Source organism: Xylophilus sp. PBN-3R (assembly GCF_057747805.1).
In genome coordinates this window covers 3,710,652-3,733,519 of record NZ_CM173225.1, presented here as the reverse complement: position 1 = coordinate 3,733,519, position 22,868 = coordinate 3,710,652, and the positions used below count along the sequence as shown (strand labels likewise).

Sequence of the window (22,868 nt, the reverse complement as noted above, 5' to 3'; positions counted from 1 at the left end):
GTGTGTCTCCGGTTCTTCTTATGGGTTGGGGCCGGGTTCTTCCTGCAGGGCGCGCCACAGGATCTTTCCGGTGCCCGACTTGGGCAATGCGGTACGGAACTGGATGTGGCGCGGCACCTTGTAGGCCGACAGCCGCTCGCGGCACCACAGGCCCAGCGTCTCGGCGTCCAGCAGGGCGGCCGGCCGCAGCACCACGACCGCCTTGACCGACTCGCCCTGGCGCGCGTCGGGCACCGCGATCACGCAGGCTTCGTGGATCGCCGGGTGTTCGTAGAGCAGGCTTTCGACCTCGGCCGGCCAGACCTTGAAACCGCTGACGTTGATCATGCGTTTGAGCCGGTCGCGCATGAAGAAATAGCCGTCCGCGTCCATGAAGGCCAGGTCGCCGGTGCGAAAGTAACGGCGGCCGTCGCGCTCGAAGAAACTGCCGCGGTCGGCCTTTTCGTCATGCCAGTAGCCGAGCATCACCTGCGGCGCCGAGGTGACCAGTTCGCCGGTTTCGCCCTGCGGCATGTCGGCCAGCGTCTCGGGATCGACGATGCGGGAATGCACGCCGAATGCCGGTATGCCCAGGCATTGCCTCTTGCCCCGGCCGGGCGGGTTGCAGTGCAGGAAGGATGCGGTCTCGGTCAGCCCGTAACCCTCGACGTAGTGCAGACCGAAACGCTGCTGCAGCATGGCCGCCACCGACTCCGGCATGGCGGCGCCGCCGCCATTCAGCACGGCGAGGCTGGACAGGTCGCGGGCCTGCGCTTCGGGGTGCGCGAAGAAATCGTTGAGCATGGCCGGCGGGGCGGCCCAGGTGGTCACCCGGTGGCGCTCGATCAGCCGGGCGGCGGCACCGGCATCCCAGCGCGGCAGCATGACCACGGTGGCGCCGGCCGACATCGGCATCAGCATCGCGTTCTGCATGCCCAGCAGGTGGAAGAGCGGGGCCACGCCCATCACCACCGATTCGGCATGCAGGCCGCGCCACAGGCTGGCGCCGATGGTGGACGCCAGCAATGTGCGGTGCGTGTGCCTGCAGCCCTTGGGACGTCCGGTGGTGCCGGAGGTGTAGGGCAGCACGCAGAGGTCGTCGGGCTTGGATGTGTCGGGCCGCGGGCGGTGGTCGCCGGCCAGCGCGTCGCACCAGTTGACGGTGGCCGGATGTTCGGCCGGCACCTGCGGCATGGCCAGGTGCGGCGGCAGGGGCGGGTCGGCATTTTCATCGGCCGCATCGGCATAGCAGTGCAGCACGGCATGGCGCAGCCGGCCGTCGTCCAGCGCGCCTCGCACGGCGGGCAGAAGCTCCTGTGCCACCAGGGCGACAGCGGCCCCGCTGTCTTCCAGGTAATGCGCCGTCTCGGCGGCGGTCGACATGGCGTTGACCGGCACCACCACCGCGCCGCAGCGCAGGATGGCGTAGAAGGCGACGCTGAACTGCGGGCAGTTCTGGCTGAGCAGCAGCACCCTGTCGCCCGGGTTGACGCCGGCCCGGTGCTGCAGGTGGCCGGCCAGTGCGTCGGCCTGGGCGCGCAGCGACGCGAAGGTGGTGACACCGCCGCAGAAGAGAATGGCCGGCTTGTCGGGATAACGCTGCGCGGCCACCGTCAGGTAGTGGCCCAGCGTCACCTGCGGCTGGTGCAGCCGGCGCGGCAGGCCGCGCGGCCAGGTGGCGGCCCATGGCTCGAGTGGCTCTGCCGGAGCGGTGTCTTTGTCGGTCATTGGCGGAATCCCGATGCGTTGTCTCGACGCGTTTTTATGGTGGGTCCGGAGCGGCCCCTGTCTTTGCCTTCGATGCTAGGCAGGGCAGCGTGGCGCCGCCATGCCTATTTGCCGAAGCGAGGCTTCGGCCGGGCAGAAGCCTTCAGCGGTTCACTCGCGCTCCATCGCGCGGGCGACGATCTCCTTCATCACCTCGTTGGCGCCGCCGTAGATGCGGCCCACCCGGGCGTCGGCGAACATGCGGGCGATGGGGTATTCGTTCATGTAGCCGTAGCCGCCATGCAGCTGCAGGCATTCGTCGATCACCTTGCAGGTGGTTTCGGTGATCCACCACTTGGCCATGGCGGCCGTCGGAATGTCGAATTCGCCGCGCGCGAGCCGGGCGATGCAGTCGTCGATGAAGGCTCGGGCGATGCTGGCGTGGGTCTGGCATTCGGCCAGCTTGAAACGGGTGTTCTGCAGCTTCAGCAGCGAGTCGCCGAAGATCTGCCGGTCGCGCACGTAGGCCAGGGTCTCGTCGACAGCGCGCTGCATGGTGGCGGCCGAACCGATGGACAGCAGCAGCCGTTCGCGCGGCAGTTGCTGCATCAGCTGGGCGAAGCCCCTGCCTTCCTCGCCGCCCAGCAGGTTGGCCACCGGCACCCGCATGTCGTCGAAGAAAAGCTCCACCGTGTCCTGCCCGCGCTGGCCGATCTTGTCGAGCAGCCGGCCGCGGCGGAAACCCTGCAGTCCGGCGGTCTCGACCATCAGCAGCGACACGCCCTTCGCGCCCGCTGCCGGGTCGGTCTTGACCGCCACGCACACCAGGTCTGCATGGAAACCGTTGGTGATGAAGGTCTTGGCGCCGTTGATGCGGTAGTGGTCGCCTTCCAGCACCGCGCTGGTCTTGATGCGCTGCAGGTCGGTGCCGGCGCCGGGTTCGGTCATGGCGATTGCCGCGACCATCTCGCCGCTGGCCATGAGCGGCAGCCAGCGCTGCTTCTGTTCCTCGCTGCCATAGGCCAGCAGGTAGTGGGCGACGATGCCGCTGTGCACGTTGATGCTGAAGCTGTTGACAAGCGCACGCGACTGTTCTTCGCAGATGACCGCTTCGTGCAGCACGGTGCCGCCGCCGCCGCCGTAGTTTTCGGGAATGCCGGCGCACAGCAGGCCGAGCTGGCCGGCGCGCCGCCAGATCTCCCGGTCCACGTGTTTCTGCGCGGCCCAGGTTTCCTGGTGCGGCACACATTCGGTCTCGAAGAAACGGCGGGCGCTGTCGCGCAGCATCTGCAGTTCGGGGTCCATCCAGGGCCGCGACGGCGAGGCCAGGCTGGTGGGCACGGAAGGCGATGGCACGGCGGCGTTCATGGCCGGCCTCCGCCGCACACCAGCACCTGGCCGCTGACGTAGTTGGACTCCGGAATGCAGAACATGTAGACCGCGCCGGCCGCTTCTTCGGGTGTGCCGCCGCGGCCGAGCGGGATCAGGGTTTCGGCGTTCTTCAGGATCTGCGGATTGACACCCACCTTGATGCGCCGGCCCTCGATGTCGATGCTGGCGTCGGCCTGCGCATCGGCCTCGGTCAGCCGGGTCATGATCAGCCCGAAGGCCACGCTGTTGACGTTGACCTTGTAGCGCCCCCATTCCTTGGCCATGGCCTTGGTCAGCCCGTTGATGCCAGCCTTGGCGGCCGCGTAATTGGCCTGGCCGGCGTTGCCGTAGACACCCGAGGTGGACGAGATGTTGACCACCTTGCGGAACACCGGCAAACCGGCTTCGGCTTCCTTCTTGGCGCTGTCGCGGATGAAGTCGGCCGCCGCCCGCAGGATGCGGAAGGGCGCGGTGAGATGCACCGCGAGGATGTCTTCCCACTGCTCGTCGCTCATTTTCTGGATGACGTTGTCCCAGGTGAAACCGGCGTTGTTGACGATGATGTCCAGGCCCTTGAATTCACCGATGGCGGTGTCGACGAAACGCTGGGCGAAGTCCTTCTGGGTGACGCTGCCGATGCAGGCCACGGCCTGCCCGCCGGCCGCCTGGATCTCCGCGACCACGGCCTGCGCGGGCGTTTCGTCCAGGTCGTTGACGACCACCTTCGCGCCTTCGCTGGCTAGCTTCAATGCAATCTCGCGGCCGATGCCACGCCCCGAGCCCGATACCAGGGCGACCTTGTCCTGCAGCTTCTTCATGTGTCTTGTCTCCGAGATTTTTATGGATGCTTCAGGCCAGGGCGACGACGGCGTCGCCGGTCAGCTTGACCTGGCCGTTCTGGTCCTGAGTCTGAAGCGACAGCCGGACCCGCCGTTCGCCGTCGGCTTCGAACTTTTCGACGACGGTGCCGGTGCAACTGATGCGGTCGTGCACCTGGGTGACGGCGACGAAACGCACCCCGAATTCACGCAGCGCCTGCTGCGGCACCCAGTTGGTCAGCAGCCGGCCCAGCCAGGCCATCGACAACATGCCGTGGGCGAACACGTCGGCCTGGCCCGCGGAGTGTGCGAAGTCGCTGTCGACGTGGATCGGGTTGTGGTCGCCGGACGCGCCGCAGTAGAGCGCCAGGGTCAGGCGCGACAGCGCTTCGGTCTCGAAGCCGGGCAGCACGTCGCCGGGCTGCAGCGTGTCGTAGTCGGGAATATTCATGGCGGTGGTCCTTTCCATCACGGGTTGCGCTGCACGGTGACCGAGCGCATTTCGGCGACCCGTTTCCCGTGCTGGTTGTCGACGGTGGTCAGGCGCACCACGAACTCCAGCGCACCGCCCTTCTTGTCGTAGATGTCCTCGATGCGCTGCTGGAAACGCAAGGTGTCGCCGGCATGGGCCGGCGCGTGGTAGGTGAAGGACTGCTCGCCGTGCAGCAGCCGGCGGTAGTCCAGGCCCAGCAGCTCGCGGATTTCGGCCGGGTTGGGGCCTTCCATCTCCAGGCAGAACAGGAAGGTGGGCGGCACCGGCAGGCCGGGGTAGCCGGCGGCGCGGGCGGCGGTTTCATCGGAATAGACCGGGTCGGTCTGGCCGATCGCCTTGGCGAAGAAACGCAGGCGGCCGGCTTCGACCTGCACGCTGAAGGGCGCAAGGCTGTGGCCGATGTATTGGCGGTCGATCATGTGCAGTCTCCGGATCGATCAGGCGGCCTGGTAGAGCGTCACCACACAGGCGCCGCCCAGTCCCAGGTTGTGTTGCAGCGCCAGCCGCGCGCCTTCGACCTGCCGCTGGTCGGCCTGTCCCCGCAGCTGCCAGGTGAGTTCGGCGCACTGTGCCAGGCCGGTCGCGCCCAGCGGATGTCCCTTGGACAACAGGCCGCCGGAAGGATTGGTGACCACCCGGCCGCCGTAGGTGTTGTCGCCTTCGATGATGAATTTCTCGGCGGTGCCCTCGGGTGTCAGGCCCAGGCCTTCGTAGGTGATGAGTTCGTTGGCGGTGAAGCAGTCGTGCAGTTCGACCACGTCGATGTCTTCCGGGCCGATGCCGGCGGATTCATACACCTGCTGCGCGGCGGCGCGGGTCATGTCGTAGCCGACCACCTTGCGCATGTCGCCGCTGTCGAAAGTGGACGGCGTGTCGGTGGTCATGGCCTGGGCGGCGATGAAGACACGGGTGTCCAGCCCGTGGCGGCGGGCGAAGTCTTCGGAACACAGGATGGCAGCGGCGGCGCCGCAGGTCGGCGGGCAGCATTGGAGGCGGGTCAGCGGATCGAAGACCGACGGCGAGGCCATCACCTCGTCGAGCGTCACCGTGTCGCGGAAGACGGCGTTCGGGTTGCGCGCCGCATGCTGGCGTGCCTTGACCGAGATGCGGCCGAAGGTGTCGGGCCGGATGCCGTACTGCTTCATGTAGTCGCGGCCGGCGCCGCCGAACAACTGGGCCGCGCGGGGCTTGGCCGGGTCGAAACCCTGGATGTCGATCATGGCGTCGGCGAAGCGCTGCATGGGCGACGGCCGGTCGTCATAGGCGCCCTTCAATGCGCCCGGCACCATCTGTTCGAAGCCCAGTGCAATGGCGCATTCGACCATGCCGCTTTCGACCGCCTGGCGCGCCAGGAACAGCGCGCTGGAGCCGCTGGAGCAGTTGTTGTTGAGGTTGAAGACGGGGATGCCGGTGAGACCCACGCCGTAGATGGCCGCCTGGCCGGCGGTGGAGTCGCCGTAGACATAACTCACATAGGCCTGCTGCACTTCGGAATAAGGAACGCGGGCGTCGTCGAGGGCCAGCCGCGCGGCCTTTTCGCCCATCAGGTTGTAGGCCTCGCTCTTGCCGGGTTTGGCGAACGGAATCATGCCGACGCCGGCGACGTAAACGGTGCGTTTCACGGGTTTGTCTCCTCGGTTATCTGATGTCCCGAGGATGCTTCGCCGCGCCGGCCCGGCCAATGGCGCGGGCGATCAACTTGCTTGGCGAAAACTGCCAGCCCTCCGGCTGCGTACGCTCAGTTCCGCAGGTGGGTCTGGCGGTATTCGCCCGGTGCCAGACCGGTCCAGTGCTTGAAGGCACGGTGGAAGGTGCTGGCCTCCGAAAACCCCAGCTGCGCAGCGATCTCTGGCAGCGTCAGTTCGGGTTGCGCCAGGTATTCGATGGCCGCATCGCGGCGCAGGTCGTCCTTGATGCCGCGGAAACCCTGGCCCTCTTCGCGCAGGCGGCGGCGCAGGGTCTGCGGGGTCATGGCCAGCTGCTGGCCGATGTGTTCGAGCGAGGGCAGTTCGTCGCTCAGGTGCCGGCGCAGGATGCGGCGGATGCGTTCGGTCACGCTGCTCTGGTCGCGGTATTTCACGAGCAGGCTGGCCGGGGCCTGGCGCATGAATTCACGCAGGCTCTGGTCGGTCTGCACCACCGGCAGGTCGAGCCAGCGCGCCTCGAAACTCCAGCCGGTGCAGGCATCCGAGTAATGCACCGGCGCGCCGAAAAGGGTGACCGCATCGCTGCTGATTCCGGTGCCGGTGTAGGTCTGCGGATAGTCCACCGACAGCAGCGGCACCCGGCGTGCCACCAGCCACGAAGCCAGGCCGTAGGCGAAGAAGGAAAACGCCCGCTGGGCGAATGCCAGGGCGGCGGTGTTGTCCACCCGCGGCTGCAGGTGCACCGCCGCGATGCCACCGCGCACCTGCAGCCGGGGCACGAAGTCGGACAGCAGCAGGCGGTAATGACGCAGCCCCTGGCGCAGGGCGTCGCCCAACGTGCGGCAGCTGATGAGCGGCTGGCAGCCGAAGGCGAAACTGCCCGGCGGCAGGGGCCGGCTGCACAGGCCCCACAGCTCGTCGCGCAGGGTGTGGCGCAGGGCGAAGATCAGCGCCAGGTATTGCGCCTGGGTCACCCGGGCCAGCGGTGAGTCGAACAGGCTGGCGGGTATGCCGGCGCGCCGCAGCAGGGCCGGCATGTCGGCGCCACGGGCGCGGGCGCCCAGCAGGATCTGTTCGACCTGCTGGATGGCGATGGTCTGGTGGGTGAAGCTGGAGGCAGTCAAGGATCGGCGGCGGCGCGGCACTTGGGAGGGCCTTGTTTTTACCCCAGCGCGCCCTTGTTCCGCATGTCGTCGCGCAGCTGGGTGGTATAGCCGGCCTCTGCCATGATTTCGTCGCTGTGCTGGCCGGGGGTGGGCGCCAGGCGATGCACGGCGAACCGGTAGCCGGTCATCTTCACCGGGCAGCCCAGCGCCACGGCACCGCCGTTGGCGTTTGCGGGCACAACCATGCCGCGTGCCTCGAAATGCGGGTCGGCCAATGATTCGGCCGGCTGCAGCACCGCGTTGACGCAGCAGTCGCCGTCGGCGAACACCTGTTGCCAGTGCGCAATGGGATGCGCTCCGATCAGCGCTGCTACATCGGCCCGTACCCGGTCGCTGGTCGCCCGGTCGGCCGGGTGGTGGTGCGGCTTCAGGTCATTGCGGCCGATGATTTCGCAGAAACGTTCCCAGAACTTGGCCTCGTAGGCGGCCACCGCCAGAAACCGGTTGTCCGCCGCGCGGTACAGGCTGTAGCAGGGCAGGCCTCCGGAAAGCTTGTCGCGTCCCGCCGGCCGGGTCCTGCCGTGCAGCGCCAGGCTGACCATCGGCACCAGCGAATGGGCCAGTGCGCTGTCGGCCATGGCGATGTCGACATGCCGGCCCCTGCCGGTGCGGACGGCGTCGAACAGCGCCGCCAGAATGCCCATCACCGAGGTCAGCGAACCGCCCATCAGGTCGGCCACCGGCAGATTGGGCAGCGCGGGTGTGTCGCCGTTGCGGCCCATCTGGTCGGTGATGCCGGCCAGCGCGCAATAGTTGAGATCGTGGCCGGGATGGTCGCGCATCGGGCCGGTCTGGCCGTAGCCGGTGATGCTGCAGAAAACCAGGCGCGGGTTGAGTGCGGCCAGGGTTTCGTAACCCACGCCCAGGCGATCCATCACGCCGGGCCTGAAGCTTTCGACCAGCACGTCGGCGGTGGCCGCCAGGGCCTTCAGCGCAGCCACGCCTTCGGACTGTTTCAGGTCGAGCCGCAACGCGCGTTTGTTGCGGTGGACCAGTGCGCGCAAGGCGGGCGACGCGTAGTCGCCGGCACCCATGTCCTCGATCTTGACCACGTCCGCGCCCAGGTCGGCCAGATGCAGCGTGCACACCGGCCCGGGCAGCAGGCGGGTGAGGTCGAGCACCCGTACGCCGGTCAGGGGAGCACGGGTTTCGGCAGAAGAATGCGGGGCGGGAGACTGAGCGGTTTCGAGGGCCATGGTCGGATCGTTTGCGGTTGTCGGACCAGTCTAGGCAGCGACGGACCGCACGGCCATGGCGGATTGCCTGGGCTGCATTGGCCGAAACGATCAGGACCACCTGGCCGGCAGGCGGTCGGGAGAATTTTCGGGCGACATGGTGTTTCAAAACTACGATGGCGTGTAATAGAAATTTCCTACAAACAATACGAATTTTTGCAAGTACGCTGGGCAAACAAGTCCTCCCAGTCGCGTGCACATCAAGAACTGGCTAAACATGAGCTCCCAGTCCCCAATCGACTTCCATCATCCCGACATCGGCGTCAGGCTCAAGCAATGCAGCACTGAGGAATTCGATGCACTCGAGTTCGGCGTCATAGGTTTCGACGACCAGACCATCGTTCGCATCTACAACGCGTTCGAGGCAAAAATGGCCGGCCTTTCGCCGGAACGTGTCGTCGGGGCGCCGCTGTTCAGCACGGTCGCCCAGTGCATGAACAACTTCATGGTTGCGCAGCGGTTCGAGGACGCAGCAGCAGCCGGCGAAGTCCTGGATGCCGAGCTCGATTACGTCTTCACCCTGCGCATGCGTCCCAGCAAGGTGCGGCTGCGGCTGGTGGCCGTACCCGGAGAAGAACTGCGATACGTGCTCGTGAGTCGGCGGTAGCCAATGAGCGACTCGGGCCTGGACCTTTCGCAGGAATACGAAGCACTGGTGCAGTTTCTGTACATCGCGCCGGTGGGTCTGGTGCAGGCAGACCTGCAGGGCGAAATCGCCATGATCAATCCGTTGTCGGCGCAACTGCTGATGCCGCTCTCGAGCGACGGCAACCTGACCAATCTCTTTGCCGCTCTCGAAGGCGTGGTTCCCGACCTGCAGCATCTGGTGCAGAACTTCGATGCCGCCTACGGCATGGTCTGCGACGGCATCCGGGTCCCGCTGGGGTCGTCGCTTCATGCCAGGTCCCAGCCGGCCATGTTGTCCCTGAGCGTCCTCAAGCTCGACGAGGAACGGCTGATGGCGGTGCTGACCGACATCACCCAGCAGGTCGCCCAGGAGCGCCTTCTGCGCCAGAACGAAGCCTGGCTGAACGCCATCATGATGGGGGTCACCGACTACGCGCTGGCCCGGCTGGATGCCGAAGGCTGCATCGACGAATGGAATCCGAGCATCGGCCGCATCACCGGTTTCGGACGTCCGGACGTGGTCGGGCAGTCGATGTCGATCTTCTACCCCGAGGACTCCATCACCCCGGAAAGGATCACCGACCGGCTGCGCGAGGCAGACCAGAGCGGCTGGAGCCTGGACGAGGGATGGCAGCGCAAAGCCGACGGCGGCAGGTTCTGGGGCAGCGCGATGATCGTTCCGTTGCGCGCGCCGCCTATCGGCCCGCCCGACCTCGAACGGTTCATGGCAGCGCTCCCGCCCTTCAACCAGCCGGGCAGCAAGGCCTACAGCCTGGTCATCCGGGACATCACCGAAAAACGTGAAGCCAGCGAGGCCCAGCGCCGCATCATCTCGTGCGATCACCTGACCGGCATCGCCAACCGGCGTACCTTCTTCGAGGCCGGCGAACTCGAATTCACCCGTGGTCTGCGCCATGCCCGGAAGTTGTCGCTGCTGATGGTGGACCTGGACCACTTCAAGTCCGTCAATGACCGGTACGGCCATGCTGCCGGCGATTCGGTGTTGCGTGAATTCGCCAGGCTGCTGGCCTCCTGCTTCCGTGAAGTCGATGTCGTCGCCCGTATCGGAGGGGAGGAATTCGCGGTTCTCATGCCTTCCACCGACGAGGAGCAGGCGCTTCTCGGCGCAGAACGTCTGCGGCTGCTGGCCGATGCGCAGCAGGTCGACGTCGGCGAGGCCAGGATCCGCTACTCCATCAGCGTGGGCATCGCCACGGTGGTCAGCAGCGGGTCCGATCTCCACGGCCTGATGAAACGTGCGGACACCGCCCTGTATGCGGCGAAAGCGGCCGGGCGTAATCGGACCGCGTCGTGGAAGCCGGTATGACCGACGTCGTCGAAGCACAGAATCCGGTGGACTCCGGCAGGGCCTATGAAGCCCTGATCCAGTTCATGTATCGGGCCCCGATCGGCTTGTTGCAGGCGGCGATGGACGGCACTATCGAACTGGCCAATCCCAAGTCGGCCACGCTGCTGATGCCGCTTTCAGCCGACGGCAATCTGGACAACCTGTTCTCAGCGTTGAAGGACGTCGCTCCCTGGCTGCCGCAAAAGATCGCGGAGTTCGCCGACGAAAGCGGATCGATCCTGGAAGGTGTGCGGCTCTCGGTCCAGCATATGCGGGCCGGCAGTCCGTCGACGCAGACCCTGTCGCTCAGCGTGCTGAAGCTGGACGCGCATCGACTGATGGCCATGGTCAGTGACGCCACCCAGGAGGTAGAGCGTGAACAGACCGGCCTGGCACTCCGTCTGCGGGCGGCGGCCCGGGTGGACGTGCTCACGCAGATGCCAAACCGTGCGGCTGTGTGGGACATCGTCAATGCCGCGATGCGGCGCCAGGCGGCTGGTGGTGCGGCCCACATCGCCGTGTTGTTCATCAACTGCGACCGGTTCAAGCAAATCAACGATTCGCTCGGGCACGGCGCCGGGGATGAAGTGCTCAGCCTGGTGGCCGAGCGGCTCCGTTCGACCTTGCGCCAGGAAAGTCGTGGCGAAATTTCGTCGACCGACTCCGGCAGCAGATCGGCGCCGGACATCGCCGGCCGGATTGGTGGCGACGAGTTCGTCGTCGTCATCGGCGATGCGCGCTCGCCCGATGATGCGCACCGTATTGCCCAGCGCCTGCTGGCCGTGTTGAGCAAACCCTACCGTGTCCAGGCTCACCGGCTGCATATCGGCATCAGCATGGGATTGGTGCTGCATGAACACATGACCCAGGACGCCGACGCGGTGCTTCAGGATGCCAGCATCGCCATGCGTGAAGCCAAACGGGCGGGCGGGGCACGGTACCTGGTGTTCGAGCCGGCGATGCACGAACGGGCGCTGCGCCGTGGAGTGGTCGAGATCGAATTGCGTCAGGCGCTTTTGCGCGGCGAGTTGTTCGTGGTGTACCAGCCGGTGGTCGATCTCCAGCAGGAGAGCCCGGAAAACGGCGCGCCGCCGCATGCCGCTGGGGTCGAGGCGCTGGTGCGTTGGCGCCATCCGGAGCGAGGTCTCATCGCGCCCGTGGACTTCATCGGCGTAGCGGAAGAATGCGGTCTGATCGGCGAAATAGGCGAGTTCGTGCTGCGGACCGCCTGCCGGCAGTTCGTGCAATGGCGGGCGACATTGGGCCGCAACGCACCTCGCCTGCTGGCTGTCAATCTTTCACGGGGACAACTGATCGAGCCCGGTTTCGCCCGGGTCGTCGCAGACGTTCTGAAGTCGAGCGGCTTGCCGCCTGATCATCTCCAACTGGAAATCACCGAAAGCCTGGCCGCGCAGGACGAGGCGGTGCAGGCCGAATTGCGAGCCTTGCAGGCGCTGGGGCTGACACTGGCGCTGGACGATTTCGGCACGGGTTATTCGTCGCTCTCGAGCCTGCATCAACTGCCGGTGAGCACCGTCAAGATCGACCGCTCTTTTGTCAGCGAGGCCGTCAGCAGCGCGCATCACAGGGTGCTGATCGAGGCCACCATCCGGGTTGCAAAAAGCCTTGGCATGAACACGGTCGCCGAGGGAATAGAAACCGCCGGGCAGGCTGCGCTGTTGCGAGAGCTTGGTTGCCGGAAAGGCCAGGGTTATTACTTCTGCAAGCCGCTTGCGCATCAGGAACTGGTGCCGTGGCTGCAGTCGCCGCCGCCCGGAGTCGACTGAGGCACGCGGTGGTTTGCCGACTGCCCGGCACACCGCTGTTCTTCAGTCCCTTGGCTTGCGGCGGGCCCACAGTCCGGCGAGCAAGGAGCCGGAGATGTTGTGCCAGACCGAGAAGACCGCGCCCGGCAGGGCTGCCAGCGGCGAGAAATACAGGTTTCCCAACGCAGCTGCGAGGCCTGAGTTCTGCATGCCGACCTCCAGTGCCAGCGTGCGGCAAACCGACTCGTCGAACTTCAGCAGGCGGCCGCCCCAATATCCCCCCAGCAGGCCCAGGCCGTTGTGCAGGACGACAGCGATGAAGAGCGTCGGGCCGACCTTCGCGATGCTGGCGTGGCTGCCCGCCACGACCGCCGCGATGATCGCCAGGATGGCGGCGACCGAAACCACCGGCAGCGCCTTTTCGGTCGCCCGCACCATGGGCCGTGCGAAGTGATTCAGCAACAGGCCCAGCAGCACCGGCACCACCACGATCTTCAGGATGGCCAGCAGCAGTCCGGCCACGTCGACCGCCACGGCAGCGTTGACGTAGAGGCGGGTGAGCAGGGGCGTGGCCACCACGCCCACCAGGGTGGACATCGCGCCGATGGTCACCGACAGCGCCACGTCGCCGCGGGAGATGTAGACCATCAGCGTCGAGGCTGTTCCGCTGGCTACGCTGCCGACCAAGATCATGCCGGCCGTCAGTTCGGGCGGCATGTCGAACAGGCGGGCCAGCAAAAATGCCGCCAGCGGCATGACGAGGTAATGGATCGCCACACCCGCGATCACCGGACCTGGCTGCACCAGCACACGTCGGAAGTCTGCGAAGGTGAGGGTGGCTCCCATGCCCAGCATGACCAGCATCAGCAGCCAGGTGACATAGGGCAGCAGGCCGACGAAGGAAGTGGGGGAAACATAGGCCAGGGCGGCGGCGAGCGCGGCCCACAGGGGAAAGAGGCGGGTAAAGAGGGACATGCTGCTGGCTGCGGGTAAACGGGTTTGGAAAACGACAAAGCCCCAGCAAGTGGGGCTTTGTCGGTCCTTGAAGGCAAGGAGAATCTGGTCGGGGTGAGAGGATTCGAACCTCCGGCCTCTACGTCCCGAACGTAGCGCTCTACCAGGCTAAGCTACACCCCGATGAAGCCTGCGGCGGTGGCAGGCGCATCGATCAACCGTTTTCTTGCCGCTTACGTTTGTTCTCTGAACTTACGAACGGCGTGTCAACAGCTGAGCCGCTAATTCTAGCAGAGCTTTCGAGTGCGAATTCTCGGGAAGCGGCGCCAGCGCATCGATGGCCCTTTGCGCTTCGCCAGCCGCGGCTTCACGGGTCGCTTCGAGCGCTCCGGTTTCGCGCACGATGCCGACGATGGCGTTCAGGTCGCCTTCGCCTTCCTCGATGGCGGCGCGGATCAGGCCGGCCTGCTCGGCGCTGCCGCGGCGCATGGCGATGATCAGCGGCAGGGTGGCCTTGCCTTCGCGCAGGTCGTCGCCGAGGTTCTTGCCCATTTCACCGGCATCGCCGTCGTAGTCGAGCACATCATCGATCACCTGGAACGCGGTACCCAGGGCCTGGCCGTAGGTGGCACAGGCTTCTTCCATTTCGGCCGAAGCACCGGCGACGATGGCGCCGAGCCGCGCGCTGGCTTCGAAGAGCTTCGCGGTCTTGGAGCGGATCACACGCAGGTAGCCGGCTTCGTCCAGCCCGGCGTCGTGCATGTTCATCAGTTGCAGCACTTCGCCTTCGGCAATGACATTGGTGGCTTCGGCCAGGATGCTCATCACCCGCATGTTTCCGGACTCGACCATCATCTGGAAGGAACGCGAATACAGAAAGTCGCCCACCAGCACGCTGGCCGGATTGCCGAACACCTCGTTGGCAGTGGATCGTCCTCGGCGGAGCGTCGATTCGTCGACCACGTCGTCATGCAGCAGCGTGGCGGTGTGGATGAATTCGACCACCGCAGCCAGCGTGTGGCGCAGCGGGTTCTGGGATTCGAGTGCGCCGGAGATCAGCAGCAGCAGCGCGGGCCGAAGGCGTTTGCCGCCGGCCGCGATGATGTATCGGGCCACTTCGCCTACCAGCGGAACGCCGGAGTCCAGGCGTCTGGCAATGACGGCATCCACCTCGCGCATGTCATGGGCGATGAGGGTGAGGGCTGTGGCCGGTTTCGCGGCGGCCGCGGGGGTGGCGATGGCAGTCAAGAAATAAGTGGGGAAATGCTGCGCAAAAAGGTAGGCGCGTTGCATTATAGGAATGGAAAACGACACTGTTCAGCCGGCCTTCAGGAAGCACGCTTGGCAGATCACGCCGGGCGCGCTACAATCGAGGGCTCTGCGGAAATTCGTCCGCGGATACCTTCACATGAAGAGGTTTGTATGTACGCGGTCATAAAAACCGGCGGCAAGCAGTATCGCGTTGCTTCCGGCGAAAAAATTAAAGTAGAACAGATTGCTGCGGACGTAGGCCAGGAAATCGTGATCGATCAGGTTTTGGCAGTCGGCAACGGCGCTGAAATCAAGATCGGCGCGCCCCTGGTGTCCGGCGCCACCGTCACGGCTACCGTCGTGTCGCATGGCAAGCACGACAAAGTGCACATCTTCAAGATGCGCCGTCGTAAGCACTACCAGAAACGTCAAGGCCATCGCCAGCAGTTCACCGAACTGCAAATCGGCGCGATCGCCGGTTAAGGAGCAGGGTCATGGCACAGAAAAAAGGCGGCGGCTCTACGCGAAACGGGCGCGATTCCAAGCCCAAAATGCTCGGTGTGAAGGCTTTCGGCGGTGAGTTGATCTCCGCTGGTTCCATCATCGTGCGTCAACGTGGTACTCGTTTCCACGCCGGCACCAATGTCGGCCTGGGCAAGGATCACACGCTTTTCGCCCTGGTCGACGGCCACGTGTCGTTCGCCGTCAAGGGTGCGGCAAGCAAGCAAACGGTTTTCGTGACCCCCGCAGCCTAAGGCTCGGTCGATCGTTACCTGCGAAGCCCCGCTGGTCGGGGCTTCGTGCTTTCTGGCCCTTTTTTATGTCCGGGCCGCTTGCTCTTCGGGACAGGAGAACTCCATGAAATTCGTCGACGAAGCCTATATCGATGTCGCAGCAGGCGACGGCGGTAACGGCTGCGTGTCATTCCGGCACGAAAAATACAAGGAGTTCGGCGGTCCCAATGGCGGTGACGGCGGACGTGGCGGCCACGTGTTCGTGGTGGCCGATGTCAACCTCAACACACTGGTCGATTTCCGGTTTTCGCGCCGGCACGATGCCAAGCGCGGTCAGCACGGCATGGGTTCCGACATGTTCGGTGCCGCAGGCGAAGACATCACCCTGAAACTGCCGGTCGGCACCATCATCAGTGACTCCGAAACCGGAGACGTGCTGTATGAAATGCTGGTGCCCGGTGAAGTCATTACGCTGGCGCGCGGCGGCGACGGCGGCTTCGGCAACATGCGTTTCAAGAGCGCCATCAACCGTGCGCCGCGTCAGAAGACGATGGGCTATCCCGGTGAACGCAAAAGCCTGAAGCTCGAGCTGAAGGTGCTGGCTGACGTCGGTCTGCTGGGCATGCCCAACGCCGGCAAGTCGACGCTGATCACGGCCGTGTCCAACGCACGCCCGAAGATCGCCGACTATCCCTTCACCACACTGCACCCCAACCTGGGAGTGGTGCGGGTCGGGCCCGAGCAGAGTTTCGTGATCGCCGACATTCCCGGCCTGATCGAAGGCGCTTCGGAAGGCGCCGGCCTGGGTCACCAATTTCTGCGACATCTGCAGCGCACCCGTCTTTTGCTGCATGTCATCGATATGGCGCCATTCGACGAAGCTGTGGATCCGGTGGCGCAGGCCAAGGCCATCGTCGGAGAACTCAAGAAGTACGACAAGAAGCTGTTCGACAAGCCGCGCTGGCTGGTGCTGAACAAGCTCGATATGGTCGACAACGACGACCGCGCCGCGCTGGTCAAGGACTTCGTCAAGCGACTGAAGTGGAAGGGCCCGGTGTTCGAGATTTCCGCGCTGACCCGCGAAGGTTGTGAACCGCTGATCCACGCCATCTTCAAGCATGTGCAGGCCGACCAGAAGGCGGCGCTGCCCCCGGAAGAGGTCGATCCGCGTTTCGACGAAGCCCGCGAGACACCCGTGGTAGCGGCAGCACCGGCCGCCCGGACCGACAGCGAATCCACCTCCGACAACGACTGACCCGACGCCGCCTTCGATGACAACGATGACAACAACGGCATCGGCCGACATGCTCCGCGGCGCGCGCCGCATCGTGGTCAAGGTCGGCTCCAGCCTGGTGACCAATGAAGGGCGCGGTCTGGACGCCGAGGCCATCGGCGAGTGGTGCAGGCAACTGGCGGCCCTGGTCAACGGCCTGGCCGACGGTGGCAAACGCGAGCTGGTCATGGTGTCCAGCGGGGCCATTGCAGAAGGCATGAAACGCCTGGGCTGGACCAGCCGTCCGAGTGCCATCCAGGAACTGCAGGCAGCGGCCGCGGTCGGCCAGATGGGCTTGGCGCAGATGTACGAGACCCAGTTGCGCGCCAGCGGCATCGGCAGCGCCCAGGTGCTGCTGACACATGCAGACCTGGCCGATCGCGAACGCTATCTGAACGCCCGTTCCACCTTGCTGACGCTGCTCAAGCTGGGCGTCGTGCCGGTCATCAACGAGAACGACACGGTGGTCAACGACGAGATCAAGTTCGGCGACAACGACACGCTGGGAGCGCTGGTCGCCAACCTGATCGAGGCCGACCTGCTGGTGATCCTGACCGACCAGAAGGGCCTGTACACCGCCGATCCCCGCAAGGACCCTGCAGCCACCTTCGTGCACGAAGCCCGGGCCGGCGATCCGGTGCTGGAGGCGATGGCAGGCGGCGCGGGCAGTTCCATCGGGCGGGGCGGTATGCTGACCAAGATCCTGGCGGCACGGCGTGCGGCCGGTTCGGGTGCCTCGACCGTCATTGCCTGGGGGCGAGAGCCGGATGCATTGATGCGGCTGGTGTCGGGCGAGTCCATCGGCACCGTCCTGCTGGCGCAGACGCCCAAACAACAGGCGCGCAAGCAATGGATCGCCGATCACCTGCAGATGCGCGGTTCAGTTTCGGTGGATGACGGAGCGGCCGCCCGTGTCAGCGCCGGCACTGCCAGTTTGCTGCCCATCGGTATGGTGTCGGTCGAAGGTGATTTCTCGCGCGGCGACGTGATCGGTGTGCGCGATGCTGCCGGAGTAGAGATTGCGCGCGGGCTGGCCAATTACGCCAGCGCCGAGGCCCGCCTCTTGTGCCGCCATGCATCGGCCGACATCGAGGGCCTGCTGGGTTATGCGGCCGAGCCCGAGATGCTCCACCGCGACAACCTGGTGCTGACCACTCGCTGAGCGGGCGGTCAGCAGCCGGTCGTTTCTCAGGGCCGGTAGCGCAGCAGGTCGTTCTGGAGGTTCTGCACGATCTGCCGTGCGCTGCCGCCGTTGGAGGCGTCCTGGCAGACGCCGGCCCTGGCAATGGCCAGCGAGGTGCGCTGCGGAGCCGGGTCGTACAAGGACTGCCACTTGGGCTCTGCCACCGGCCGCCAGCCGCCGTCGGCGAAATGCCGCGCATACATCTTCACTTCGGCCGTGGTGCAGCGGATGCCTTCGTAGAAGGCGGTGATCGCATCGCCGCTGGTGCTTCGAGCAACCGCGACGTAACGCACCACACCGTCGGATTCGACGGTGACGGTGGCCGGATCGATTCCCAGCCGGATGTTGCCGCCTGGTCGTTGCGGGATCTCGATCGTCTTGTCGATGCTGAATACCGGGGGCGGCGGCGTTTCGATTTCGGGATAACCGCCCTCGGGTGCGCTGCTGAGCAGGCCGGCCATGGCCGGTGCGGCCAGGGCGACCGACAGCGCGAGGGCGATGCGGCGATATTTAGCGGGGAGCATGCGGAGGTTCCATCAGGATGCCGGTGGGCGGCACATTGGTGCTGCCGGCCGGGTCCGGATCAAAGGTGGCGCCAGGTGGCAGTTCGAATGCGCCGGCCGGCGAGCCGTGCGGCCCGAGCACGCCTTCGCCATCGCGGCCGGGACGCATGCTGCTGCGCAGGTAACGATTGCGCGGGTCTTGACGGGGCAGGAAGCGAGCGAGTTCGGTGAGCGCCATTTCATAGACGCCCCGCTTGAACTCGACCACCACGTCGAGCGGCACCCAGTAGTCGTTCCATCGCCAGGCATCGAACTCGGGATGGTTGGTTGCGCGCAGGTTCAGGTCCCAGTCGTGGCCCATCAACTGCAGCAGGTACCAGATCTGTTTCTGGCCCTTGTAATGGCCGCGTGCGTCGCGGCGTATGAATCGATCCGGCACCTCATAGCGCAACCAGTCGCGGGTGCGGGCAACGACACGTACGTGCTCTGGCAACAAGCCGACTTCCTCGTGCAATTCACGGAACATGGCCTGCTCCGGTGTCTCGCCGCGATCGATGCCGCCTTGCGGGAATTGCCAACTGTGCGTACGGATGCGTTTGCCCCAGAAAACCTGGTTGCGCTGGTTGAGCAGGATGATGCCGACGTTGGGCCTGAAGCCTTCCCGGTCAAGCATAATCAAACCCCAAATTTTGAACTGAGACCATTATGCACGTGCCCTCCGCACGTGAATAAGCGGGTAAGGACTCAGTCGCCAGGCTGGTGGCAGGCCGGTCGCACGGCCTCGGCCAGCCGGGCTTTTCTGCTTCTTTCAGCCGTCTTCTCCCGTCTTTTTGCCAGCGCACCGCCGTCCGCTAGAACGCCCCCATGAAAGCATCATCCTTCCTCGTCTCCACCCTCAAAGAAGCGCCTGCCGATGCCGAGGTGGCCAGCCATCGGCTGATGATGCGCGCCGGCATGATCAAGAAATTGGGCGCCGGCATCTACAACTACATGCCGATGGGGCTGCGCGTGATCCGCAAGGTCGAGGCCATCGTGCGCGAAGAGATGAACCGTGCCGGCGCGGTCGAGATCACCATGCCGGTGGTGCAGCCGGCCGAGTACTGGCAGGAAACCGGCCGCTTCGAGAAGATGGGCCCCGAACTGCTGCGCATCCGCGACCGCCACGGCCGCGACTTCGTGATCCAGCCGACCAGCGAAGAGGTGGTGACCGACATCGCCCGGCAAGAATTTCGCAGCTACAAGCAGCTGCCCAAGAACCTGTACCAGATCCAGACCAAATTCCGTGACGAACGCCGTCCGCGTTTCGGCCTGATGCGGGGCCGCGAATTCATCATGAAGGACGCCTACAGCTTCGACCGCAGCCCCGAAGCCGCCCAGGCCAGCTACCAGAACATGGCGGCCGCCTATCGCCGCATCTTCGACCGCTTCGGCCTGCGTTATCGCGCCGTGGCGGCCGACAGCGGCGCCATCGGCGGTGACCTGTCGGAAGAGTTCCAGGTGATCGCCGCCACTGGCGAGGACGCCATCGTCTATTGCCCGCAGAGCGATTACGCGGCCAACATGGAAAAGGCCGAGGCACTGGCGCCCGCCCATGTCCGTGCCGAGCCCGCCGAGACCATGACCAAGGTCGCCACGCCGGGCAAAAGCACCTGTGCCGATGTCGCCGCGCTGCTGGGCCTGGAGCTCGGCCGCACCGTCAAGTCGATCGTGCTGGCCGCCGAGAAGACCACCGAAGCCGGTGAGCCCGCGCCCTCCGAAATCTGGCTGCTGCTGCTGCGCGGCGACCACGACATGAACGAAGTCAAGGTCGGCAAGCTGCCCGGCCTGGAAGGCGGATTCCGGTTCGCCAGCGTCGGCGAGATCGAGGAGCATTTCGGCTCCAGGCCCGGCTATCTGGGCCCCATCGGCCTGAAGAAGCCGGTGAAGATGATCGCCGACCGCGAAGTCGCCCTGATGGCCGACTGGATCGCCGGAGCCAACGAACCCGACTTCCATATCCGCGGCATCAACTGGGGCCGCGACCTGCCCGAGCCGGAGCTGGTGGCCGACATCCGCAACGTGGTCGACGGCGACGCATCGCCTGATGGCAAGGGCACGCTGTCCATCGAACGCGGCATCGAGGTCGGCCATGTGTTCTACCTCGGCACCAAATACAGCGCCGCGATGAGCGCCACCTTCCTGGACGAGAACGGCAAGCCGCGCCACTTCGAGATGGGTTGCTACGGCATCGGCGTGACCCGCCTGCCGGCCGCGGCCGTCGAACAGAACCACGACGAGCGCGGCATCATCTGGCCCGACGCCATCGCGCCTTTCACCGTAGTCATCTGCCCCATCGGCATGGACCGCAGCGAGCCGGTGCGCGCAGCGGCTCAGGCGCTGTACGACGACCTGCTGGCGTCCGGCATCGACGTGCTGCTGGACGACCGCGGCGAACGCCCGGGCGCCATGTTCGCCGACTGGGAGCTGATCGGCGTGCCGCACCGGGTCGTGCTGTCCGACCGGGGCCTGAAGGAAGGCACGGTCGAATACCAGGCGCGCCGCGACACCGAGGCCACCAAGGTGGCTCTGACCGAAGTGGCGGCCCACGTGAAGGGCCGCATCGGCAAATGATGCAGCGGCGCGCCTGGCTGGCTTTTTCCGCCGGAGGCCTGCTGCTTCCTTGGCAGGCGGCCCGGGCTGGCGCGCAACTCGAAGAGCCGCTGGCCGACGCGGTGCGCAGCGCGCTCAGCGCCGCGATTTCAGACCGGGCGCCGCCGGTGCCCGAATTCGCCGACACCGCGCGGCGCATGGCCTACCTGCGCTGGCTGGCCGAGATGTCGGGCCGCCTGCGGCCTCGCATGGCCGACGCGGAAACCCGCCACGACTTCCTGCGCACCCTCTGGTACGAATCGCACCGGGCGGGGCTGGACGAATCGCTGGTGCTGGGCCTGGTGCAGGTCGAGAGCGGTTTTCGCAAGTTCGCCGTCTCCAGCGTGGGTGCGCGCGGCTTCATGCAGGTCATGCCTTTCTGGATGCGCACCATCGGCAACGGCGAGCCGGCGCACCTGTTCCACATGCAGACCAATCTGCGTTTCGGCTGCGTGATCCTGCGTTTCTACCTGGACCGCGAACGCGGCGACAGCTTCATGGCGCTGGGGCGGTACAACGGCAGCCGGGGCAGGGCACCATACCCGGACGCGGTATTCGGCGCGCAGAAGAAATGGCAGTTCGACACCAGCACCCGCTGAACATCCGGTCACTTCGAATCGTCGTGTCCTCGCCAGACTGGGCGACTTGAACAGCCAGGAGTCACCCGTGCCTGCCAAACCGAAAAAACCCGGTCTCTACGCCAACATCCACGCCAAGCAGGAACGTATCGCGCACGGCAGCGGCGAGAAGATGCGCAAGCCCCACAGCAAGGGCGCACCCACCGACGAATCGTTCGCCAAGTCGGAGCGCACTGCCCATCACCGCAAGGCCAAGCCGGCCCGGCACACCCGCCGCAAACGCGCCAAGTCCAGGGCGCGCGGCTAGACCCGGGCGACCATCACCTGGTCGATGCGGAAGCTGTCGACGTCCAGCACCTCGAACTTGTAGCCGCCCCAGGTCACGCTGTCGGTGCGACGCGGAACCCGGCGCAGCATCACCATCAGGAAGCCCGCCAGCGTCTCGTATTCGCCTTCGTGCGGCAGCGATTCGAGGCCCAGCGTGTGCATCACGTCCTGGATGGGCGTCACGCCGTCGATCAGCCAGGAGTTCTCGTCGCGTCGCACGATGAGCTCTTCGTCGAGCGGCGAGATCAGGTCGCCCATCACCGTGCTCATGACGTCGTTGAGGGTGACCACACCCACCACCAGGCTGTATTCGTTGACGATGACCGCGAAGTCCTCGCCCACCAGCCGGAACTGCTCCAGCACCTCGGCCAGCGTCAGCCGGTCGGGCACGATCAGCACCTTGCGCACCAGCGCGTCGTCGGCCAGCGAAATCGGCTGGTTGTTGAGCACACGCTGGAAGAGATCCTTGGCATCCACATAACCCACCACCCGGTCGATGTCGCCGTCGCACACCGGATAGGTGCTGAAGGGCTCGGCCGCGATGCGCAGGCGGATCACCGAATCCGGGTCGTCCCGCCGGAAGAATGCGATGCGGTCGCGGGGCGTCATGGCGCTGCTGATGACCCGGGTGTCCAGCTCGAAGACGTTGGCGATGAGCTGCTGCTCGCCCGCCGCCAGAACGCCGGCCAGCGCGCCGGCTTCGGTCATGGCCAGGATGTCTTCGTAGGTGACACGGTCGTCGCGTTTCAGCGGCAGGCCGAACAGCGCGAACAGGCCGTCGGCCGCCTTGCCGTAGATCCACGCGAGCGGCGCGAAGACCGTCATGAGCAGCTGCATCGGCCGCGCCACCCGCACCGCCAGCGCCTCGGGCGCGGTCATGCCCAGGCGTTTGGGGAACAGGTCGGCGAACAGGATGAACAGCGAAGTCACCACGAAGAACGAACAAATGAAGCCGGCGGTGGCCGATGCCTCTTCGCCCAGGCCCAGCGAGAAGAACTGGATGAAGGTCGGGCTGAGTGCGCCTTCGCCGACGATGCCGCCCAGGATGGCGATGGCGTTCTGGCCGATCTGCACGATGGTGAAGTACGGCCCTGGTTGTTCCTGGATCCGCATCACCCGCTCGGCGCGGCTTTCGCCTTCGTCGGCCATCTGCCGCAGGCGCAGCCGGCGTGATGCGGCCAGGGAAATCTCGGCGACCGAGAAAAAGGCGCTGGCCGCGATCAGTACGGCGATCAGGATGAGACTGGTGGACAAGGGCATTTGAACCGGCATTCTCGCCGC

At 65.7% G+C, this 22,868-nt stretch carries 23 protein-coding genes and 1 tRNA gene; 10 read left to right on the top strand and 14 right to left on the bottom strand.

Annotation, left to right across the window (positions count from 1 at the left end; all coding sequences use genetic code 11):
- Positions 1-18: 18 nt before the first annotated feature.
- The 8 genes from AC3ANW_RS17780 to AC3ANW_RS17745 form a co-directional block, all read right to left on the bottom strand.
- Positions 19-1,707: a long-chain-fatty-acid--CoA ligase gene (locus tag AC3ANW_RS17780; protein ID WP_488342173.1), complete on the bottom strand. Its 1,689-nt coding sequence runs from the start codon at positions 1,705-1,707 to the stop codon at positions 19-21.
- 150 nt (positions 1,708-1,857) lie between these two features.
- A complete protein-coding gene (locus AC3ANW_RS17775) occupies positions 1,858-3,054 on the bottom strand; it encodes an acyl-CoA dehydrogenase family protein (RefSeq protein ID WP_488342172.1) in 1,197 nt (398 codons plus the stop codon).
- Positions 3,051-3,875: an SDR family NAD(P)-dependent oxidoreductase gene (locus AC3ANW_RS17770; protein WP_488342171.1), complete on the bottom strand. Its 825-nt coding sequence runs from the start codon at positions 3,873-3,875 to the stop codon at positions 3,051-3,053. The genes AC3ANW_RS17775 and AC3ANW_RS17770 overlap by 4 nt, the downstream gene beginning before the upstream one ends.
- A 31-nt stretch (positions 3,876-3,906) precedes the next feature.
- A complete protein-coding gene (locus tag AC3ANW_RS17765; RefSeq protein ID WP_488342170.1) occupies positions 3,907-4,326 on the bottom strand; it encodes a MaoC family dehydratase in 420 nt (139 codons plus the stop codon).
- A 17-nt stretch (positions 4,327-4,343) separates the two neighbouring features.
- Positions 4,344-4,787: a MaoC family dehydratase N-terminal domain-containing protein gene (locus tag AC3ANW_RS17760; protein WP_488342169.1), complete on the bottom strand. Its 444-nt coding sequence runs from the start codon at positions 4,785-4,787 to the stop codon at positions 4,344-4,346.
- Between the two features lie 18 nt (positions 4,788-4,805).
- Positions 4,806-5,990, bottom strand: coding sequence for a lipid-transfer protein (locus tag AC3ANW_RS17755; protein WP_488342168.1), 1,185 nt, complete (start codon positions 5,988-5,990; stop codon positions 4,806-4,808).
- A gap of 116 nt (positions 5,991-6,106) precedes the next feature.
- Positions 6,107-7,138: an AraC family transcriptional regulator gene (locus AC3ANW_RS17750; protein ID WP_488342167.1), complete on the bottom strand. Its 1,032-nt coding sequence runs from the start codon at positions 7,136-7,138 to the stop codon at positions 6,107-6,109.
- Between the two features lie 38 nt (positions 7,139-7,176).
- Positions 7,177-8,376: a CaiB/BaiF CoA transferase family protein gene (locus AC3ANW_RS17745; RefSeq protein ID WP_488342166.1), complete on the bottom strand. Its 1,200-nt coding sequence runs from the start codon at positions 8,374-8,376 to the stop codon at positions 7,177-7,179.
- Positions 8,377-8,632: 256 nt separating this feature from the next.
- Between AC3ANW_RS17745 and AC3ANW_RS17740 the strand changes: the two genes are divergently transcribed.
- Genes AC3ANW_RS17740 through AC3ANW_RS17730 form a run of 3 tightly spaced genes read left to right on the top strand, consistent with a single transcriptional unit; the run spans position 8,633 to position 12,177 of the window.
- Positions 8,633-9,022, top strand: coding sequence for a PAS domain-containing protein (locus tag AC3ANW_RS17740; protein WP_488342165.1), 390 nt, complete (start codon positions 8,633-8,635; stop codon positions 9,020-9,022).
- Between the two features lie 3 nt (positions 9,023-9,025).
- Entirely contained in the window at positions 9,026-10,369 is a 1,344-nt protein-coding gene (locus AC3ANW_RS17735) for a sensor domain-containing diguanylate cyclase (RefSeq protein ID WP_488342164.1), read from the top strand.
- Positions 10,366-12,177 carry a putative bifunctional diguanylate cyclase/phosphodiesterase gene (locus tag AC3ANW_RS17730; RefSeq protein WP_488342163.1) on the top strand — a complete coding sequence of 604 codons (1,812 nt, stop codon included), beginning with the start codon at positions 10,366-10,368 and terminating at the stop codon, positions 12,175-12,177. Before AC3ANW_RS17735 ends, AC3ANW_RS17730 begins: the two co-directional genes overlap by 4 nt.
- Positions 12,178-12,219: 42 nt before the next feature.
- On the opposite strand, the gene panS is transcribed toward AC3ANW_RS17730, so the two are convergent.
- From panS to AC3ANW_RS17715, 3 genes are all read right to left on the bottom strand, one after another.
- Positions 12,220-13,131, bottom strand: coding sequence for a ketopantoate/pantoate/pantothenate transporter PanS (gene panS, locus AC3ANW_RS17725; protein ID WP_488342162.1), 912 nt, complete (start codon positions 13,129-13,131; stop codon positions 12,220-12,222).
- 85 nt (positions 13,132-13,216) lie between these two features.
- A tRNA-Pro gene (locus AC3ANW_RS17720) sits at positions 13,217-13,293 on the bottom strand.
- A gap of 69 nt (positions 13,294-13,362) precedes the next feature.
- A complete protein-coding gene (locus AC3ANW_RS17715) occupies positions 13,363-14,403 on the bottom strand; it encodes a polyprenyl synthetase family protein (protein ID WP_488342161.1) in 1,041 nt (346 codons plus the stop codon).
- A 129-nt stretch (positions 14,404-14,532) separates the two neighbouring features.
- On the opposite strand from AC3ANW_RS17715, the gene rplU reads away from it, so the two are divergent.
- From rplU to proB, 4 genes are all read left to right on the top strand, one after another.
- Positions 14,533-14,844 carry a 50S ribosomal protein L21 gene (rplU, locus tag AC3ANW_RS17710; protein ID WP_160551651.1) on the top strand — a complete coding sequence of 104 codons (312 nt, stop codon included), beginning with the start codon at positions 14,533-14,535 and terminating at the stop codon, positions 14,842-14,844.
- Positions 14,845-14,855: 11 nt separating this feature from the next.
- A complete protein-coding gene (rpmA, locus tag AC3ANW_RS17705) occupies positions 14,856-15,116 on the top strand; it encodes a 50S ribosomal protein L27 (RefSeq protein WP_488342160.1) in 261 nt (86 codons plus the stop codon).
- A 103-nt stretch (positions 15,117-15,219) separates the two neighbouring features.
- On the top strand, positions 15,220-16,350 hold the full coding sequence (gene cgtA / locus AC3ANW_RS17700) for an Obg family GTPase CgtA (RefSeq protein ID WP_488342159.1): 1,131 nt from the start codon (positions 15,220-15,222) through the stop codon (positions 16,348-16,350).
- 25 nt (positions 16,351-16,375) lie between these two features.
- A complete protein-coding gene (gene proB / locus AC3ANW_RS17695) occupies positions 16,376-17,530 on the top strand; it encodes a glutamate 5-kinase (protein ID WP_488342158.1) in 1,155 nt (384 codons plus the stop codon).
- 26 nt (positions 17,531-17,556) lie between these two features.
- Here proB and AC3ANW_RS17690 read toward each other — a convergent pair whose 3' ends face one another.
- Complete coding sequence (locus tag AC3ANW_RS17690; protein WP_488342157.1) at positions 17,557-18,075, bottom strand: CNP1-like family protein; 519 nt, start codon at positions 18,073-18,075, stop codon at positions 17,557-17,559.
- Complete coding sequence (locus AC3ANW_RS17685) at positions 18,062-18,727, bottom strand: RNA pyrophosphohydrolase (RefSeq protein ID WP_488342156.1); 666 nt, start codon at positions 18,725-18,727, stop codon at positions 18,062-18,064. The genes AC3ANW_RS17690 and AC3ANW_RS17685 overlap by 14 nt, the downstream gene beginning before the upstream one ends.
- Positions 18,728-18,918: 191 nt before the next feature.
- On the opposite strand from AC3ANW_RS17685, the gene AC3ANW_RS17680 reads away from it, so the two are divergent.
- The 3 genes from AC3ANW_RS17680 (at position 18,919) to AC3ANW_RS17670 (ending at position 21,567) form a co-directional block, all read left to right on the top strand.
- On the top strand, positions 18,919-20,664 hold the full coding sequence (locus tag AC3ANW_RS17680; RefSeq protein WP_488342155.1) for a proline--tRNA ligase: 1,746 nt from the start codon (positions 18,919-18,921) through the stop codon (positions 20,662-20,664).
- Complete coding sequence (locus tag AC3ANW_RS17675; protein WP_488342154.1) at positions 20,661-21,281, top strand: lytic transglycosylase domain-containing protein; 621 nt, start codon at positions 20,661-20,663, stop codon at positions 21,279-21,281. Before AC3ANW_RS17680 ends, AC3ANW_RS17675 begins: the two co-directional genes overlap by 4 nt.
- A gap of 67 nt (positions 21,282-21,348) precedes the next feature.
- Positions 21,349-21,567, top strand: a complete 219-nt coding sequence (locus AC3ANW_RS17670; RefSeq protein WP_488342153.1) for a hypothetical protein — start codon at positions 21,349-21,351, stop codon at positions 21,565-21,567.
- On the opposite strand, the gene paeA is transcribed toward AC3ANW_RS17670, so the two are convergent.
- On the bottom strand, positions 21,564-22,847 hold the full coding sequence (gene paeA, locus AC3ANW_RS17665; RefSeq protein ID WP_488342152.1) for a polyamine export protein PaeA: 1,284 nt from the start codon (positions 22,845-22,847) through the stop codon (positions 21,564-21,566). The two genes, AC3ANW_RS17670 and paeA, sit on opposite strands and share 4 nt — an antisense overlap.
- Positions 22,848-22,868: the final 21 nt, after the last annotated feature.

What these genes read in the sequence shown, in the direction of transcription:
- AC3ANW_RS17780 (WP_488342173.1), bottom strand. Translation starts at nt 1,707, where the DNA reads ATGACCGACAAAGACACCGCTCCGGCAGAGCCACTCGAGCCATGGGCC.
- AC3ANW_RS17775 (WP_488342172.1), bottom strand. Translation starts at nt 3,054, where the DNA reads ATGAACGCCGCCGTGCCATCGCCTTCCGTGCCCACCAGCCTGGCCTCG.
- AC3ANW_RS17770 (WP_488342171.1), bottom strand. Translation starts at nt 3,875, where the DNA reads ATGAAGAAGCTGCAGGACAAGGTCGCCCTGGTATCGGGCTCGGGGCGT.
- AC3ANW_RS17765 (WP_488342170.1), bottom strand. Translation starts at nt 4,326, where the DNA reads ATGAATATTCCCGACTACGACACGCTGCAGCCCGGCGACGTGCTGCCC.
- AC3ANW_RS17760 (WP_488342169.1), bottom strand. Translation starts at nt 4,787, where the DNA reads ATGATCGACCGCCAATACATCGGCCACAGCCTTGCGCCCTTCAGCGTG.
- AC3ANW_RS17745 (WP_488342166.1), bottom strand. Translation starts at nt 8,376, where the DNA reads ATGGCCCTCGAAACCGCTCAGTCTCCCGCCCCGCATTCTTCTGCCGAA.
- AC3ANW_RS17740 (WP_488342165.1), top strand. Translation starts at nt 8,633, where the DNA reads ATGAGCTCCCAGTCCCCAATCGACTTCCATCATCCCGACATCGGCGTC.
- AC3ANW_RS17735 (WP_488342164.1), top strand. Translation starts at nt 9,026, where the DNA reads ATGAGCGACTCGGGCCTGGACCTTTCGCAGGAATACGAAGCACTGGTG.
- AC3ANW_RS17730 (WP_488342163.1), top strand. Translation starts at nt 10,366, where the DNA reads ATGACCGACGTCGTCGAAGCACAGAATCCGGTGGACTCCGGCAGGGCC.
- panS (WP_488342162.1), bottom strand. Translation starts at nt 13,131, where the DNA reads ATGTCCCTCTTTACCCGCCTCTTTCCCCTGTGGGCCGCGCTCGCCGCC.
- AC3ANW_RS17715 (WP_488342161.1), bottom strand. Translation starts at nt 14,403, where the DNA reads ATGCAACGCGCCTACCTTTTTGCGCAGCATTTCCCCACTTATTTCTTG.
- rplU (WP_160551651.1), top strand. Translation starts at nt 14,533, where the DNA reads ATGTACGCGGTCATAAAAACCGGCGGCAAGCAGTATCGCGTTGCTTCC.
- rpmA (WP_488342160.1), top strand. Translation starts at nt 14,856, where the DNA reads ATGGCACAGAAAAAAGGCGGCGGCTCTACGCGAAACGGGCGCGATTCC.
- cgtA (WP_488342159.1), top strand. Translation starts at nt 15,220, where the DNA reads ATGAAATTCGTCGACGAAGCCTATATCGATGTCGCAGCAGGCGACGGC.
- proB (WP_488342158.1), top strand. Translation starts at nt 16,376, where the DNA reads ATGACAACAACGGCATCGGCCGACATGCTCCGCGGCGCGCGCCGCATC.
- AC3ANW_RS17690 (WP_488342157.1), bottom strand. Translation starts at nt 18,075, where the DNA reads ATGCTCCCCGCTAAATATCGCCGCATCGCCCTCGCGCTGTCGGTCGCC.
- AC3ANW_RS17685 (WP_488342156.1), bottom strand. Translation starts at nt 18,727, where the DNA reads ATGCTTGACCGGGAAGGCTTCAGGCCCAACGTCGGCATCATCCTGCTC.
- AC3ANW_RS17680 (WP_488342155.1), top strand. Translation starts at nt 18,919, where the DNA reads ATGAAAGCATCATCCTTCCTCGTCTCCACCCTCAAAGAAGCGCCTGCC.
- AC3ANW_RS17675 (WP_488342154.1), top strand. Translation starts at nt 20,661, where the DNA reads ATGATGCAGCGGCGCGCCTGGCTGGCTTTTTCCGCCGGAGGCCTGCTG.
- paeA (WP_488342152.1), bottom strand. Translation starts at nt 22,847, where the DNA reads ATGCCCTTGTCCACCAGTCTCATCCTGATCGCCGTACTGATCGCGGCC.